Genomic DNA, 15,759 nt, shown 5'->3' on the forward strand with positions numbered 1-15,759 from the left:
CCAATGTATGCAGGTGCATACTCGTCGGGAAGCCGGACGGGGGGATACTTGTGGGGGTTTGGTGCTACGCATCCATTTCACCGGACGCGACCTCGGGCGCATACGCATAGCCGCGCGCCCGGACGCCTTGTGGGAAACGGTCCTGAGTTTCCACCGGCTGCGCGACAAACGTTCCGCGGCGGTCTTCGGAGAATGGCGGAGGGAGACCCGGGCCCGCTTGAACGGTGAAGGACGGCTGCTCGCCTCCCTGGTGCCCGTGCGCGGCTATTTTCCCGACTTTCTGACACCGCCCGAGGGTATTTGCGGGATGGAGCCCGCCATGGAGGCGCTCCGCGAGACCCCCGAGGAGCGCCTCCGCCGGGACCTCGGGCTGCTCGCCGCCGGCGGCCACGGCCCGCACGGGCCCTCGCCGCGCCACGAGGGACTGGCCGCCGGGCGGCCCCGGGCCCTGGGCGATCTCATCGCGGCGCTGCGCGGCTACCACCGGGCCGCCATCGCCCCGTACTGGCCGCACATCCGCGCGCAGATCGAGGCCGACCGGGCCGCCCGCGGCCGGGCGCTGCTCGACGGCGGCGCCGACCGGCTGCTGGCCTCGCTGCCCCCGGCGATGCGCTGGCGCCCGCCGGTGCTGGAGGCCGACTATCCGGTGGACCGGGACCTCCGCCTGGACGGCCGGGGCCTGCTTCTCCTGCCGTCGTTCTTCTGCCGGGTCACCCCGGTCGCCTTCCACGACCCGGAGCTGGCCCCGGTACTCGTCTATCCGGTGCAGCACTCCGGGGAGAGCGCCGCCCCGGCACCGCTGCGGCCGTACGCGGCCGGAGTCGGCTCGCTGGGCAAGCTGGTCGGCCAGACCCGGTCCGCCGTGCTGCGCACCATCGAAGGCGGGTGCACCACCGGCGAGCTGGCCCGCCGGGTCGGCGTCTCCCCGGCCTCCGCCAGCCAGCACGCCAGCGTGCTGCGCGACGCCGGGCTGGTGGTGACCCTGCGGCACGGCAGCGCCGTACTGCACACCCTGACGCCGCTCGGCGCCGCCCTCCTCCACGGCGGCGCCGATGTGCCCCCGCCCGCGGCGGCCGCGGGCCTCCGGGCCGCCGCTACGAGCGGAACGGGCCGGTGACCTCGTAGGTGATGCCGCCGGAGGAACGGCCGCTGGTGCCGCGCTGGCTGGAGAAGTAGAGCCGGCTGCCGTCGGGGGAGAAGGCCGGTCCGGTGATCTCGGACGAGGGCTGGCCGTCGACGCGCAGGAAGGGCGCCACCACGTTGTCCGGGGTGATGACGCAGATCTCCATATTGCCGCCGTCTTCGGCGACGTAGAGGTCGCCGGAGGCGGTGCGGGTGACGTTGTCGACGCCGGTGAGCGGTGTGCCGCCGCTCACCAGCGAGTCGTCGTAGGCCAGTTCGATGGTCTCGGCGGCCGCGTCGTACTGCCAGACGCGGTTGTCGCCCTTGGTGGTGAACCAGCAGGTGCCGTCGGCGTAGTGGCAGCCCTCGCCGCCGTTGAAGCGCTTGGCGCCGGAGACCTGGTTGCGGGTGGCGGCCGATGCGCCGCTCGGGTCGGGCACGGTGGCCCAGGTGACGGGGCCGGAGGTGCCCGGCCCCATCCTCAGCACCTCCAGCGTGCCGGAGGAGAGGTCGCCCCACGTGGTGGGCCGGAAGCGGTAGAAGCAGCTGTCGGAGACGTCCTCGGTGAGGTAGACGACCTTGCGCACCGGGTCGGCCGCCGCGGCCTCGTGCTTGAAGCGGCCCATGGCGTCCCGGCGGACGGCCTGCTCCACCCCCCACGGGTCGGTCTCGTAGACGTAGCCCCGGTCGACCTCCTCGCAGGAGAGCCAGGTGTTCCAGGGGGTCTTGCCGCCCGCGCAGTTCTGCCGGGTGCCGGAGAGGATGCGGTACGCGCCGGTGATCGAGCCGGACGAGGAGAAACGCACCGCGCCCGCGCCGCCCGAGGGGGTGATCTCGGAGTTGGAGACGTAGATCCACCCGCTGCCGTCGGCGTAACAGGCGCCGCCGTCGGGGGCGTTGTGCCAGGTGTACGAGGTGCCGGAGACCTTGCGGCCGGACCGGGCGATCACTCTGCTGCTGAAACCGGCCGGCAGCCGGATGCCGTTGGCGTCCGCCGCCCGCAGGGCCCCGTAGGGACCGCTGCCGGGCTGGGCGGGTGCCGCGTACGCGGCGCCGCGCCAGAGACTGCCGCCGAAGGCCGCGGCCGAACCGCCGATGACGGTGGTGCGCAGGAAGGTACGACGTTCCACGGATCCTCCCACCAGGATCGTGTCTGCCCCGCGCCGGACCGGACGCGGAGTCGGTGTCCGGGAGTCTGTGCGGCGGTGGTTGACTGAGCATCAACAAGCGGTGACGGGTGGGCGGCGGAGCGGGGACGACCGCGGCGCAACCGGGCACGGCTTCCCCCGCGGCCCGGACGGCACGCGGGCGCGGTGGCTCCCCGGCCGCCCCGGGCGCCGGGCCCGCCTCCCGGGCCGCTCCCGTCCCGTGGCGGGACGGGACGCGCAAGAGGCGGGAAGGAGCGGGAAGGAGCGAAACAGGAGGGCGCGCTGCCGCCGCCTACACCGCCGGAGGCACGTCCAGGGCCGCGTAGCGGACGCCGGTGAGCTCCTCCGAGCGCTGCCACAGGCGTTCGGACGCCGCGTCGTCCAGCGTCCGCGCCGCGCGCCGCGCGGGCGCCGGTCCGCCCCGGGGCGGCACCGTGCGGCCGGGCCCGTAGAAACCGTCCGGACGGACGTCCGGTGCGGTGGCCGCGTACAGCGACGGCAGCGCGCCGGCCGCCGCGGGCTGGGCCAGCAGCCGGCCGCCGAGCCCCATCAGGCGCTCGGTCCCGCGGCGTCCCTCCATCCGCGGGCCCGCGGTCTGCAGATTGGTGGCGGCGTAGCCGGGGTGGGCCGCGGCGGCCACCACGTCCGAGCCCGCCCGCCGCAGCCGGCGGGACAGCTCATGGGTGAAGAGCAGATTGGCGCTCTTGGAACGGGCGTAGGCCATCCACCGGCGGTACGGCTCCTCGCCGGACGGATCGCCGGGATCGCCCGCGCCGGGCAGCAGGTGCATCGCGCTGGAGACGGTGACCACCCGCGCGCCCGGTGTCGCGAGCAGGGCCGGCAGCAGCAGGCCGGTGAGGGCGAAGTGGCCGAGGTGGTTGACCCCGAACTGGGTTTCGAAGCCATCGGCCGTGCGCCGGTACGGCAGCGCCATGACACCGGCGTTGTTGATCAGCAGGTCCAGCCGGGCGGTGCCGCCGGGCCCCGATCCGCCGGACTCCGATCCGCCGGAACCGGACCCGCCGGACCCCGGCGCTTCGGAAGCGGACCCGCCCGGCCCGGACCCGCCGCTCCGGCCGCCCCCGAGGAAGGCGCCGGCGAACTCCCGCACGGAGGCCAGGTCCGCCAGGTCCAGCGCGGCGAGCCGGACCCGCGCGCCCGGAACCTCCTCCGCGATCCGGGCCTCGGCGGCGCGGCCGCGCGTCTCGTCCCGGCAGGCGAGCACCACCTCGGCGCCGTGCCGGGCGAGTTCACGGGCCGTGACGAGGCCGAGGCCGCTGTTGGCGCCGGTCACCACGGCCGTGCGGCCGCTCTGGTCGGGGATGTCGCTCACGGTCCAGCGCCGCACGCCCTGCTCCTCGGATCGGCTGGTGGCGGGCCGCTCACACGGCCCGCCGTCAGCCTAGAGGGACCGCACCGGGGGCGCGACGGCCACGGTGCCGTTCTCCTCGCGCGCCGGTTCCGGGGCCGCCGCGGCCGTGCCCTGCCCGGGCACGCCCAGCCGGTGCACCATGGCCGCGCAGACCATCCGCCGGCAGTGGCCGACGGTGCGCTCCGCACCGTTCAGCCGGACCCGGGCCGCGTGCCGGATGTCGGCGCTGGACGCGGCGAGCCGCAGCTCCAGGTCGCCGGGCTCCACGATGCGGCGGCCGTCGCGCGTGGTGTACGCGGCGAGGTCGGTGTGGAAGCCGAACCGCACCTCCGCGGCCTCGCCCGGACCGAGCGGCACCCGCGCGTAGCCGATGAGGCGGTTCACCGGCCGGGTGGTCCGGGCCACCGGGTCGTGCAGATAGAGCTGGACGGTCTCGGTGCCGGGCCGGTCGCCGGTGTTGCGCACGGTGAGCCGGACGGTGGCCTCGCCGTCGGTGTCCAGCAGGACGGTCCCGTCGCCGTCGGCCGCCTGCGCCGCGGAGCCGTCCGCCGCCTCCACGGCACCGCCGGTCCACGCGAACGAGGTGTACGACAGGCCGTGCCCGAACGGGTAGAGCGGCGTCGGGTCGAGCGAGCTGGCCTCATTGTGCAGCCCGAGCTGCGGGGCCAGGTACGTCCAGGGCTGGCCGCCGGACCCGTACGGCACGCTGACCGGCAGCCGTCCGGAGGGGTTGACCCGCCCGGACAGCACACCGGCGACGGCCGGCCCGCCCTCCTCGCCGGGGAAGAACGCCTGCACGACGGCGGCGGCCGGGGGCGTGCCGCCGGAGCGGCCCGGGCCGGCGTACCGGCCGAGGGCGTAGGGGCGTCCGGTCAGCAGGACCAGTACGACCGGGGTGCCGGTGGACAGCAGGGCGTCCAGCAGCGCACCCTGCGCGCCCGGCAGTTCGAGGTCCGCGGCGTCGCAGCCCTCGCCGGAGGTGCCGCGGCCGAAGAGACCGGAGCGGTCGCCGAGCACGGCCACGCAGACGTCGGCCCCAGCGGTCAGCGCGACCGCCTCGGTGAGCATGTCGGCCTCGGCGTCGAGCAGCTCCGCGGCCGTCGGCAGCCCGGCCGCTCCGCCGGAAGCCGTCTCCGGCTTGGTGAGGACGCCGCCGAGGGACGGGGAATCCGCGCCGGCGACGCCCGCGGCCACCGCGCCGGACTTCTCCGGCTCCGGCGGTACGCAGCCGGGGGCGTGCGAGATCTCCGCTCCGGGCAGGGCCTCCCGGACGGACTCCAGCAGGGTGGGGACCTCCACGCCCAGCGGCAGCTCGGGGTGCTCGACGCCGACGTGGCGGGGGAAGGTGTAGCAGCCGAGCATGGCGGCCGGGTCGTCGGCCATCGGGCCGACCACGGCGATCCGGGAGCCCGGGCCGTCGGTGAGCGGCAGCAGTCCCGCGTCGTTGGCGAGCAGCACGACGGACTCCTCCGCCAGCTGCCGGGCCACCGCCCGCATCTCGGCCGGGTCGAAGTCGACACCCGCGGCGCCCGGAACGGTGCCGGGCCGCAGGGCCGCCTCGCGGGCGGCGGTCAGCGGGGCCACGGCGCCCGCGGTGTCCGCCGTGTCCGGGGCCGCGGTGCTGTCCTCCGCGGCCCCGGCGGGGCCGGTGACCGCGGCGGGCGGGCCGGCGAGGGCGGGCGGGGCCGGGTCCCAGTCCGGGTCGAGGAGGCCGAGTTCGCACTTCTGCCGCAGGACGCGGGTGACCGCGCGGTCCACCAGGGACTCGGGGACGTCCCCGGCGCGTACGGCGTCCAGCAGGGGGGTGCCGTAGCAGCGGACGGCGGGCAGTTCCACGTCCACGCCGGCGGCCAGGGCCATCCCGGCCGCCTCCCGGGGCGAGCCGGCGACGTGGTGGGCCGACTCCAGGAAGGAGATGCCGAAGTAGTCGGCGACGACCGTGCCGGTGAACCCCCACTCGTCGCGCAGCAGTTCGGTCAGCAGCCAGGAGTCGGCGGCGGCCGGCACCCCGTCGATCTCGTTGTACGCCTGCATGACGGAGCGCGCGCCGCCGTCCCGTACCGCCAGTTCGAACGGCGGCAGCAGGACGTCGGCCAGCTCGCGCCGCCCGGCCGAGACCGGGGCGTGGTTGCGGCCGGCGCGGGAGGCCGAGTAGCCGGCGAAGTGCTTGAGGGTGGCGATGACGCCGCTGGACTCCAGCCCGCGCACATAGGCGGTGCCGATGGTCGCCACCAGGTACGGGTCCTCGCTGATCGACTCCTCGGTACGGCCCCAGCGGGGGTCGCGCACCACGTCGAGGACGGGGGAGAGACCCTGGTGGATACCGGCGGAGCGCATGGTGGAGCCGATCAGCTCCGCCGCCCGGCCCACGAGCGCCGGGTTGAAGGAGGCGCCCCAGGCCAGCGGGGTCGGGAAGACGGTGGCGCCCCAGGTGGTGAAGCCGGTGAGGCACTCCTCGTGGGCGATGGCCGGGATGCCGAAACGGTTCGCCGCGGCGATCCGGGCCTGGGTGCGGGCCAGGGCCGCGGCGCCCGCCGCCGGTTCGAGGGGCGCGGTGCCGAAGGCCCGGGTGAGCTGGCCCAGTCCGTGCCGGATCAGGGCGTCGAGGTCCGCGGGCTCGTCGGACGCCGTCATCTCGTGCTGGAGAGGGGCGACGTCCTCGCCCTCGGAGTCGGAGCCGGGCCAGATGCTGAACAGCTGTGCGAGCTTCTCCTCCAGGGTCATCCGGGCGAGCAGGTCGCTGACGCGGTCCCCGGTGGACAGCGAGGTGTCCTGCCAGGGGCCTTTCGTCTCGGGGTGCATGGGACTCCTGTCCGGCGCATGAAGGTGGGGGGCGGTGCCGTCTACTTGCCGCCGACGCCCATCAGGCCGCTGACCAGCTGACGGCGGGCGAAGAGATAGACGACGAAGATGGGCACGATCGACAGCACGACGGCCGCGAGCAGCGCCGGGATGTCCACCCGGAACTGGCCGACGAAGTCGTAGAGGCCGAGGGTCAGCACCCGGGTCTCCGGGGACTGGGTGAGGATCAGGGGGAACAGGAAGTTGTTCCACGCCTGGAGCGAGGCGTAGACGATCACCGTCGAGATGCCGGACCGGCTGAGCGGTACGACGAGCTGCCGCAGGATGCGCAGCGAATTGGCCCCGTCCAGGGCCATGGACTCGTACATCTCCTCGTCGATGTCGCGCATGGTGCCCGCCAGGATCACGACGCTGACCGGCAGCGTGAAGGCCGCGGTCGGGAGGATGATCGCGAGCAGCGAGTCGTAGAGATGCATCTTGGTGATGATCAGATAGACCGGAATGATCACCGCCTGCGCGGGAATGGCCAGACCCAGCAGGAAGACCTGGAAGATCCGGTTGGACATCCGGCTGCGGGTGCGGACGACGGTGTATCCGATCGTCACGGCGAGCACCACCACGATGGCCGCGGTCGCCACGGTGACGATGGCCGTGTTGGTGAGGTAGGTCAGGAAGTCGCTCTCGAAGACCTTGCGGTAGTTGTCCAGGGTCGGATCGGCCGGCACCGACAGCGCTCCGCTGTCGAGATAGTCGTCCCGGGTCCGCAGGGTCGACGTCAGCAGGGCGTAGAGCGGCACGCCGACGATGAGCAGCCAGATCAGGGAGGCGAAACCGGCCGGGTAGTTCCAGCGCGGCAGCCGGAAGGACCGCCGTCCGGACGCGGGCCGGGAGCCGCCGTGCTCCGGTGAGCCGGTGGCGGGGCGCTTGGACAGCACGTCGGTCACATTCCCTCCCGGGTACTGCGCATGGCGCTGAAGCCGGTGAGTCGTACGAGGAGCAGGGAGATGCCGGTGGCGATGGCGACCAGGATGGTGGCGATGGCGCTGGCGTAGCCCATGTCGAACGCGTCGAATCCGGTGGTGTACATGAGGAACGGCACGATGGTGGTGTCCGTGCCGGGACCGCCCTCGGTGAGGATGAGCACGGTGTCGAAGAAGGTCAGCGCGCCCACCACCATCAGCACCGACGAGGTGATGACGGTGTTCTTGAGCTGCGGCAGGGTGACGCTGAAGAACTGCCGGACGGTGCCGGCCCCGTCCACGTAGGCCGCGTCGTAGAGCGACTTGGGGATCTGCCGCGCGCCGCCCTGGTAGAGCAGCGTGTGGAACGGGATGAACTGCCAGGAGGCGACGAACAGCACGGCCGCGAAGGCGCCCTTGGGGTCACCGAGCAGATTGCCGTCGGGGAAACCGATGTACGGGCCGATGTCGGCGATCAGGCCGAAGTTCGGGTCGAGCAGTGACTTCCAGAGCAGCGCCAGGGCCACCGAGGAGGCCAGCAGCGGCAGGAAGAAAATCGCGGAGAGGACGGCGCGGTTGCGCTGCGTCCCCGCGGCCCAGACACCGAGCAGCAGTGCCACCGGGGTCTGGAAGAGCCAGGACAGGCCGGTGAGCAGCACGCTCAGCCAGATGGCCTGCCGCATCTCCGGGTCCTCCCAGAGCCGGGACCAGTTGGCGCCGCCGGTCCACTCGGGGAGGCCGAGGCCCTGCCACGAGGTGAAGGACAGAGCCACGACCAGCAGCATCGGGATGATCGCGAAGAGGGTGAAGAAGAGCAGCCCGGGGACGGCCCAGCCGAGGCCCGGCCGCCCCGCGCCTGATGAGGCGCGGGACGGCCGGGCCCTGACCGCTCCCGTGGGGGGCTCTTTCACCGTGGTACCAGGGGTGGCGGACGCCGGCATGTGACTTACAGACCCTTCATCGCTTCGACGAAGTCCTTCGGCGAGAGCTGGCCGTTGAAGAGCTTCTGGATGTTGGTGAGCATGGGCTCCGCCTGCTGGGAGGGGAGCGCCTGGTCCCAGGAGAGGGTGAAGTTCGGGGCGGCCTTGACCATCTCGTACTGGAACTCGGCGTACTGCGGGGCGTCGTGGGCCTTCAGCCGCTCTTTGGCGTCGGAGGTGGTGGGCACGTCACCGTTGGCGACCAGGTCCTTGACGTACTCGTCCTTGGCCGCGGTCTTCACGAACTCCAGAGCCGCTTCCTGCTCCTTGGCCTTGGCGTTGATCGACCAGTAGTTCGTCGGGTTGCCGACGACGTTCTTGGGGTCGCCCTTGCCGTCGGGGAGGGCCGGGAAGGAGGTCCAGCCGATGCCGTCCTCGGCGAACTTGGGCTGGTTCGCCTTCTGGTTGGCGTACTCCCAGCTGCCCATCAGGTGCATGGCGGCGCGGTCCTTGGCGAAGAGGGTGGAGGCACCGTCCTCGGTGTAGTTGACCGACGCGAAGTTCTTGCCGAACGCGCCCCGGTCCACCAGCTCCTTGATCTGCTCCGCCGTCTTGAGCACGGCCGGGTCGCCCCAGGCCTCGGAGTCGCCGTCCTGGATGCGCTGGAAGACCTCGGCGCCGCCGTTGCGGTCGAGCAGGTACTCGACCCACATCAGCTCGGGCCAGGCGTCGGCGCCGGCGAGGGCGAACGGGGTGACGCCCTCCTCCTTGAAGGTGTCGACGAGGGCGAGCATGTCCTCCCAGGACTGCGGGGGCTCGGCGTCGGCCTTCTCGAAGACGTTCTTGTTGTAGAACAGGATCACCGGCTGCATACCGCGCATGGGGACGCCGTAGTACTTGTCGTTGACCTTGCCGGCGTCGACAATCGAGTCGATGAACGCGCCCTTGAGGTCCGGGTCCTTCTCGAACTCCGGGGTGAGGTCGACGAGCATGTCCTTCTCGACGAAGTTGGCGATGCTTCCGCCGCCCCAGTTGAAGAAGACGTCCGGGGCGTTGGGGGTGCCCATCGCGGTACGGAGCTTGTCCTGGTAGCTGTCGCCGGGGACCTTGGTGAGCTTGGCCTTGACGTCGGAGTTCTTGTTGAACCGCTTGACGGCCTCGTCCTGCACCTTGGTCGAGGCGTCTCCGTAGACCCAGACGTTGAGGGTCCCTTCCTCACCGCCTCCGGAGCCTTCGGGGCCGCTGCTGCCACAGGCGGCCAGGACGGATGAAGCGACGATCGTGGCCGTGACGGCGGCGATGGTACGGCCGCCTCTACGTGACAGGTTGTTCCGCATGGCACACCTTCCGGAAGCTTTCCGAAAATTATCGGTCGATGTTTCTGGAAGTTACGGATCCATCATGAGCTGTGTCAACGGCTGTAACGAAAATGGGATCGGAGGGTTCGTGCCGGAGGGGTCCGGGCGGCCCCCCGGGTCGCCGTACGGGCACCCGGACACCGTGGTGCGGAGGGCCGGTTGACGGGGTGTCGGATGGCCGGGCCGCCGGCGCGGTCCCCGGAACGGGTGTAGGGGCCACGGGGGTTGACGGTTGCCTGAGGCTACCGGTTGGGTGCCCGGGTCCGCGTTCGCCGGGACTTCCCGGTGCGGGTGGCCGAGGGGGTGTGCGGGCCCGGAGTGTCCATCGGGGCCGCTTGAGGCTGCCGGGGCTCGGGGCCGCCGAGGGAGACGGGGTGCGCGGGGCCGCCCCGGTGCCGGTGGTGCTGCCGGCGCGGGAGGTTCATGCTCTCCCGCCCTCACGAGTGCCGGGGGCGCTGGGGGCACCAGGGGTGCCCGGGCGGGCTCGGGAGGGCGCCTGAGGGGCCTGGGGGCGCCGGCTGCGGCCCGGGGGCCCGGCGCCCGGAGCCGCGGCCCCGGAGGGCACCGGCGGCGGGACCGCCGGACGGGCCGGACCGGCGGCGGGGCGGCTGGACCGGCGGCGGGGTCGGCGGCGGGGTCGGCTGGGGTGCGGGCGGGGGTGCCGGCGCCGCTCAGGACTCCCGGGCGGGCGCCCCCGAGCTGTGCCGGACGATCAGCTCGGTCGCCAGCTCGACCCGCGGGGAGTCCAGTTCCTCGCCCCGGGCCTGGCGCAGCACCGTACGCGCCGCGACCTTCCCCATCTCGGCCAGCGGCTGCCGCACGGTCGTCAGCGGCGGCGAGGACCACCGCATCTCGGGCAGGTCGTCGAAGCCGACGACGCTCACGTCGTCCGGCACCCGCAGCCCCCGGCGGCGCAGCGCCTCGATCGCGCCCAGGGCCATCTGGTCACTGGAGGCGAAGATCGCGGTGGGCGGCTCGGGCAGGTCCAGCAGCTTCTGTGCCCCGGTGAAACCGGACTCGTGGTAGAAGTCGCCGCCCACCATGAGTTCGTCCACCGCGGGGATGCCCGCCGCCTCCAGCGCGGTGCGGTAGCCGTCCATCCGGGCCCGGCTGCACAGCAGCCGCATGGGGCCGCCGATGAAGCCGATCCGGCGGTGCCCGAGCTCCAGCAGGTGTTCGGTGGCGGCCATGCCGCCCGCCCAGTTGGTGGCGCCGACGGTCGGGGCGTCCAGGGCGGGGGAGCCGGCCGGGTCCACCACCACGATGGGGACGTCCAGCCGCCGCAGTTCCTTCTGGAGCAGCGGTTCCAGGGCGGAGGTCACCAGGATGACGCCGTCGGAGGCGCGGTCCCGGAGATTCTCCAGCCACTGCCGGGTGGCACCGGCCCGGCCGTGGGTGGCGGAGACGACCGTGCCCATCCCGGCCGCGTGCGCCACCTCCTCCACCCCCCGGATGATTTCCACGGCCCACGGGCTGTCGAGATCGCTGAAGACCAGGTCGATCAGGCCCGCCCCCTCGCGGCCGGCGGTGCCCCGCCGCTGGTAGCCGTGGCGGCGCAGCAGGTCCTCCACCTTGGCGCGGGTCTCCGGCGCCACGTCGGACCGGCCGTTGACCACGCGCGAGACCGTCGGGACGGAAACCCCCGCTTCCTGTGCGATCGCCGTGATCGTGACCTTGGGTCGCGACTGCCCGGCTTCGTCGACCGCCATGGAACCTCCTTGCACCACACCCGTTGACGGGTGTCCCAACCAGCTCTAGCGTTCCCGGCGCAGCCTCCGAAAACTTGCAGCATTCTTCCGGAAAACTGGAAGCGCGTGAAGCTGAGAGGGAACCTCATGAATCTACTGCGCGTCCGGAGGGCCGCGGTGGCGGCTCTCGCCGCGACCGCCCTGCTCGGTGGTCTCGGCGCTGTCTCGGCCTCGCCCGCGACCGCCGCGGAGACCTCCGGAGGAGCCCACGGCGAGGCCCACCGCACGGCCCACGGCAGGACGCTGAGCGATGCCGCCGCGTCGACGGGCCGCTTCGCCGGCACGGCCGTCGCGGCCGGCCGGCTGGACGATCCCACCTACGCGCGTATCGCCGCCACGCAGTTCAGCAGTATCACTCCCGAGAACGCGATGAAATGGGAGTCGGTCGAGCCGGAGCGCGGCGAGTTCAACTGGACCGACGCCGATCGTATCGCAGACTTCGCGGATGCGAACGAGCAGGATCTGTATGGACATGTCCTGGTGTGGCACAGCCAGCTCCCCGCCTGGCTGAACGAGGGCGACTTCAGCCCGTCCGATATCCGTACCATCATGACAGACCACATCGCTACCGTGGCAGGCCGCTACAAGGGCCGGGTGGACCGGTGGGACGTGGTCAACGAGGCGTTCAACGAGGACGGCACCTTCCGGGAGACCATCTTCCACAACGCCATGGGCGAGGACTACATCGCCGAGGCCTTCCGCGCCGCCCACCGGGCGGACCCGGACGCGAAGCTGTTCATCAACGACTACAACACCGACGGTCTCGGCCCCAAGAGCGACGCGACGTACCGGCTGGTCAAGAAGCTGCTGGCCGAGGGCGTGCCGATCCACGGCGTGGGAGTCCAGGGCCATCTGGTGCTCGGACAGCAGCCGGAGGACATGAAGGCCAACCTCCAGCGCTTCGCCGACCTCGGCCTGGACGTCGTCGTCACCGAGCTCGACATCCGCATGGAACTGCCGGTCACCCGGAAGAAGCTGCTCCGGCAGGCCGTCGAGTACAAGGCCGTCACCGACGCCTGCACGGCCGTCGCCCGCTGCGAGGGCATCACCGTCTGGGGTTTCTCGGACGCCGACTCCTGGGTGCCGGGCTGGTTCGAGGGAGAGGGCGCGGCCTGCCCGTACGACGAGGAGTACGAGCCGAAGCCCGCCTACTACGCCATGAAGCTCGCCTACACCGTGGCCGGATGGAAGCACCACCTGCACGGACGGCGCTGAGCCGCGGCCGGCCGCCCGCCCCGCCGCATGGCTCCGGCGCGCCCCGGCCCGTGAGGGACCGGTGGCGCGCCGGACGCGTGTGCGGACGACGGCGGCCGCGGCGGTACCGGTGCCGACCGCCGTCAGCCCCTGCGCGCGGTGTACGCGGGCACGGCCACCGAGGCGTCGTCCAGGCACTGGCCGGTGGCCAGGTCGAAGCGCTGCTTGAGGAGCGGCGAGGCGACGAACGGCCGGCCGTCCCGCCCCGTGCGGCCGATCAGCCCGCGGGAGAGGACGTAGGCGCCGGTGAACGGGTCCTGGTTGCCGATCGCGTACACCGCGCCCGCCCGGTCCAGGAAGACGGCCGCCTGCCGCCCGTCCGGCAGCAGCACCGCCACCCCGCGGCCGGGCGTGAGGCCGGCGGTGTCGCAGACCGCGTGCCAGCGGTTGCCGACCAGCAGTTCGACACGGGTCGCGGTGGCGGTGGCCGTACCGGCGGCGGAGGCCGGGGCGGCCGGGGTGAGCCGGTCCAGGGTGGTCTCGGGTGCGAGCGTCATCGGGCGGAGCTCCCTTCGAGGGTGCGGACGGGGAGAACGGGGCCGGCCAGGATGCCGAGGTCCGGCTTGACCTGGTCGCGTTCGGGCACGAAGCGGACGGACGGGTCGGGGGTGCCCGGGGCGTTGACGAAGGAGACGAAGCGGCGCAGCCGCTCCGGGTCCTCCAGCGTCGCGCCCCACTCGTCGCGGTAGCCGGCGACGTGGTCGGCCATCAGCCGCTCCAGTTCGCCGCAGATGCCGAGCGAGTCGTGCACCACCACGTCCCGGACGTGGTCCAGGCCCCCTTCGATCCGCTCCAGCCAGACGGAGGTGCGCTCCAGCCGGTCGGCGGTGCGGATGTAGAACATCAGGAACCGGTCGATGAGGCGGACCAGTTCGGCGTCGGACAGATCCTGGGCGAGCAGGTCGGCGTGGCGCGGGTCGGCGCCGCCGTTGCCGCCGACGTACAGGTTCCAGCCGTTCGAGGTGGCGATGACCCCGAAGTCCTTGCCGCGCGCCTCCGCGCACTCCCGGGCGCAGCCGGAGACGGCGGACTTCAGCTTGTGCGGCGAGCGCAGGCCCCGGTAGCGCAGCTCCAGCTCGATGGCCATCCGGACCGAGTCCTGCACGCCGTAGCGGCACCAGGTCTGCCCGACGCAGGACTTCACGGTGCGCAGCGCCTTGCCGTACGCGTGCCCGGACTCGAAGCCCGCGTCCACCAGCCGGGCCCAGATCTGCGGGAGCTGGTCCACGCTGGCGCCGAACAGGTCGATCCGCTGCCCGCCGGTGATCTTCGTGTAGAGCCCGAAGTCGCGGGCCACCTCGCCGATCACGATCAGCTTCTCCGGGGTGATCTCACCGCCGGGGATGCGCGGGACGACCGAGTAGGAGCCGTTGCGCTGGATGTTGGCGAGGAAGTGGTCGTTGGTGTCCTGAAGGGCGGCCTGCTCGCCGTCCAGGACGTAGCCGTCGGCACCGATGGAGGGGGCGAGGGAGGCGATGACCGAGGCCACGGTCGGCTTGCAGATCTCGCAGCCGTCGCCGCCGCGCGCCTCCTCGCGGCCGTGCTCGTCGAGCACCTGTGCGTACGAGGTCAGCTGCCGCACCCGGACGATCTCGTACAGCTCGGCGCGGGTGAGCGCGAAGCAGCCGCAGAGGCCCTTGTCGACGCTGACGCCCTGGGCCTCCAGCTCGTCGTTGACGAGCGTGGTGAGCACCTTGACGCAGCTGCCGCAGCCGGTGCCGGCCTTGGTGCACTTCTTGACCTCGGGCACCGTGCCGCAGCTGTGCTCGGTGACGGCTCCGCGGATGCTGCCCTTGGTGACGTTGTGGCAGCTGCAGATGACGGCCTCGTCGGGCAGCGAGGACGGTCCCAGCGCGACCGGCGCCCCGGCCCCCGCGGGCAGCACGAGCTGCTCGGGCGGCACCGGCGGCACGGACCCGGTGAGCGGGCGCAGCATGCCGTAGGCGTCGGCGTCGCCGACCAGGACGCCGCCGAGCAGCGCACCGTCGGAGCCGACGACCAGCTTCTTGTAGACGCCGGAGCGGGAGTCGGAGTAGACGACGTCGAGGCAGCCCTCGGCGGTGCCGTGCGCGTCGCCGAAGCTCGCCACGTCCACGCCGAGCAGCTTGAGCTTGGTGGAGGTGTCGGCGCCGGTGAAGGCTGCCTCCGCGCCGGCGATGGCCGCGGCGGCGGTCTCGGCCATCTCGTAGCCGGGGGCGACCAGGCCGTAGACCCTGCCGTCGGCGGCCAGGGCGCACTCGCCGATGGCGTAGACGGCGGGGTCGGAGGTGCGGCAGCTCTCGTCGACGGTGATGCCGCCCCGCTCGCCGACCGCCAGGCCGCAGTCCCGGGCGAGCTGGTCGCGGGGGCGGATGCCGGCGGAGAACACGACGAGGTCGGCGGCGAGCGCGGAGCCGTCGGAGAGCGCCATGCCGGTGACGGAGCCGCCGTCGCCGGTGGTGATCTCCTGGGTGCCGACGCCGGTGTGCACCTCGACGCCCATGTCCTCGATGGTGCGGCGGAGCGCGGCGCCACCGCCCTCGTCCACCTGGACGGGCATCAGCCGGGGCGCGAACTCCACGACGTGCGTCTCCAGGCCGAGGCCCTTGAGCGCCCCGGCGGCCTCCAGACCGAGCAGGCCGCCGCCGACGACCGCGCCGGTGCGGGAGTTCTTCGCGTACTCCTCGATGGCGAGCAGGTCCTCGATGGTGCGGTAGACGAAGCAGCCCTCGGCGTCCTTGCCGGGGACCGGCGGGACGAAGGGGTACGAGCCGGTGGCGAGGACGAGGGTGTCGTACCGGAGCGTGCGCCCGGCGCGCGAGGTGACGGTGCGCGCTTCGCGGTCGACGGCCACGGCCGGGTCGCCGAGGTGGAACTCGATGCCGTGCCGCTCCATGAACTCCGGCTCGCCGAGCGCCAGGTCCTCCGGGGCGCGGCCGGAGAAGTACGAGGTGAGCTGGACCCGGTCGTAGGCGGCGCGGGGCTCCTCGCAGAACACGGCGATGTGCGCGCGCTCCGTCAGCCCGCGGTCGGCGAGGGCCTCCAGGAAGCGCTGGCCGACCATGCCGTGGCCGACGAGGACGATGGTGGGACGGCC

Annotated in this window: 10 protein-coding genes and 1 pseudogene; 2 read left to right on the top strand and 9 right to left on the bottom strand. The window is 72.9% G+C overall.

From position 1 onward, the window contains the following. The first annotated feature begins 61 nt into the window (after window positions 1-61). Entirely contained in the window at window positions 62-1,117 is a 1,056-nt protein-coding gene (locus tag LIX60_RS22590; RefSeq protein ID WP_227960106.1) for a helix-turn-helix transcriptional regulator, read from the top strand. Here LIX60_RS22590 and LIX60_RS22595 read toward each other — a convergent pair. The 7 genes and pseudogenes from LIX60_RS22595 to LIX60_RS22625 form a co-directional block, all read right to left on the bottom strand. After that, window positions 1,095-2,252, bottom strand: a complete 1,158-nt coding sequence (locus tag LIX60_RS22595) for an alkaline phosphatase PhoX (protein ID WP_227960107.1) — start codon at window positions 2,250-2,252, stop codon at window positions 1,095-1,097. The two genes, LIX60_RS22590 and LIX60_RS22595, sit on opposite strands and share 23 nt — an antisense overlap. 310 nt (window positions 2,253-2,562) lie before the next feature. Further along, window positions 2,563-3,618, bottom strand: coding sequence for an SDR family NAD(P)-dependent oxidoreductase (locus LIX60_RS22600; RefSeq protein WP_227960108.1), 1,056 nt, complete (start codon window positions 3,616-3,618; stop codon window positions 2,563-2,565). A 159-nt stretch (window positions 3,619-3,777) separates the two neighbouring features. Beyond that, window positions 3,778-6,444 (bottom strand): annotated as a pseudogene (locus tag LIX60_RS22605) (glycoside hydrolase family 3 N-terminal domain-containing protein); the annotation flags it as partial. Window positions 6,445-6,485: 41 nt separating this feature from the next. Beyond that, window positions 6,486-7,388, bottom strand: coding sequence for a carbohydrate ABC transporter permease (locus LIX60_RS22610; protein WP_374117896.1), 903 nt, complete (start codon window positions 7,386-7,388; stop codon window positions 6,486-6,488). After that, complete coding sequence (locus LIX60_RS22615; protein WP_374117897.1) at window positions 7,385-8,344, bottom strand: carbohydrate ABC transporter permease; 960 nt, start codon at window positions 8,342-8,344, stop codon at window positions 7,385-7,387. Before LIX60_RS22615 ends, LIX60_RS22610 begins: the two co-directional genes overlap by 4 nt. Window positions 8,345-8,349: 5 nt before the next feature. Next, the gene (locus LIX60_RS22620; protein ID WP_227960111.1) at window positions 8,350-9,660 is read right to left on the bottom strand and encodes an ABC transporter substrate-binding protein; all 1,311 of its coding nucleotides are present in this window, start codon (window positions 9,658-9,660) and stop codon (window positions 8,350-8,352) included. Window positions 9,661-10,352: 692 nt separating this feature from the next. Further along, window positions 10,353-11,390: a LacI family DNA-binding transcriptional regulator gene (locus LIX60_RS22625; RefSeq protein WP_227960112.1), complete on the bottom strand. Its 1,038-nt coding sequence runs from the start codon at window positions 11,388-11,390 to the stop codon at window positions 10,353-10,355. A gap of 126 nt (window positions 11,391-11,516) precedes the next feature. Between LIX60_RS22625 and LIX60_RS22630 the strand changes: the two genes are divergently transcribed. Beyond that, on the top strand, window positions 11,517-12,644 hold the full coding sequence (locus LIX60_RS22630) for an endo-1,4-beta-xylanase (RefSeq protein ID WP_227960113.1): 1,128 nt from the start codon (window positions 11,517-11,519) through the stop codon (window positions 12,642-12,644). A gap of 122 nt (window positions 12,645-12,766) precedes the next feature. Here LIX60_RS22630 and nirD read toward each other — a convergent pair whose 3' ends face one another. Beyond that, a complete protein-coding gene (gene nirD, locus LIX60_RS22635) occupies window positions 12,767-13,180 on the bottom strand; it encodes a nitrite reductase small subunit NirD (RefSeq protein ID WP_227960114.1) in 414 nt (137 codons plus the stop codon). Then, complete coding sequence (nirB, locus tag LIX60_RS22640; protein ID WP_265585676.1) at window positions 13,177-15,726, bottom strand: nitrite reductase large subunit NirB; 2,550 nt, start codon at window positions 15,724-15,726, stop codon at window positions 13,177-13,179. The genes nirD and nirB overlap by 4 nt, the downstream gene beginning before the upstream one ends. Window positions 15,727-15,759: the final 33 nt, after the last annotated feature.

Origin of the sequence: Streptomyces sp. S07_1.15 (assembly GCF_020739505.1) — a bacterium.
Lineage (GTDB): Bacteria > Actinomycetota > Actinomycetes > Streptomycetales > Streptomycetaceae > Streptomyces > Streptomyces xinghaiensis.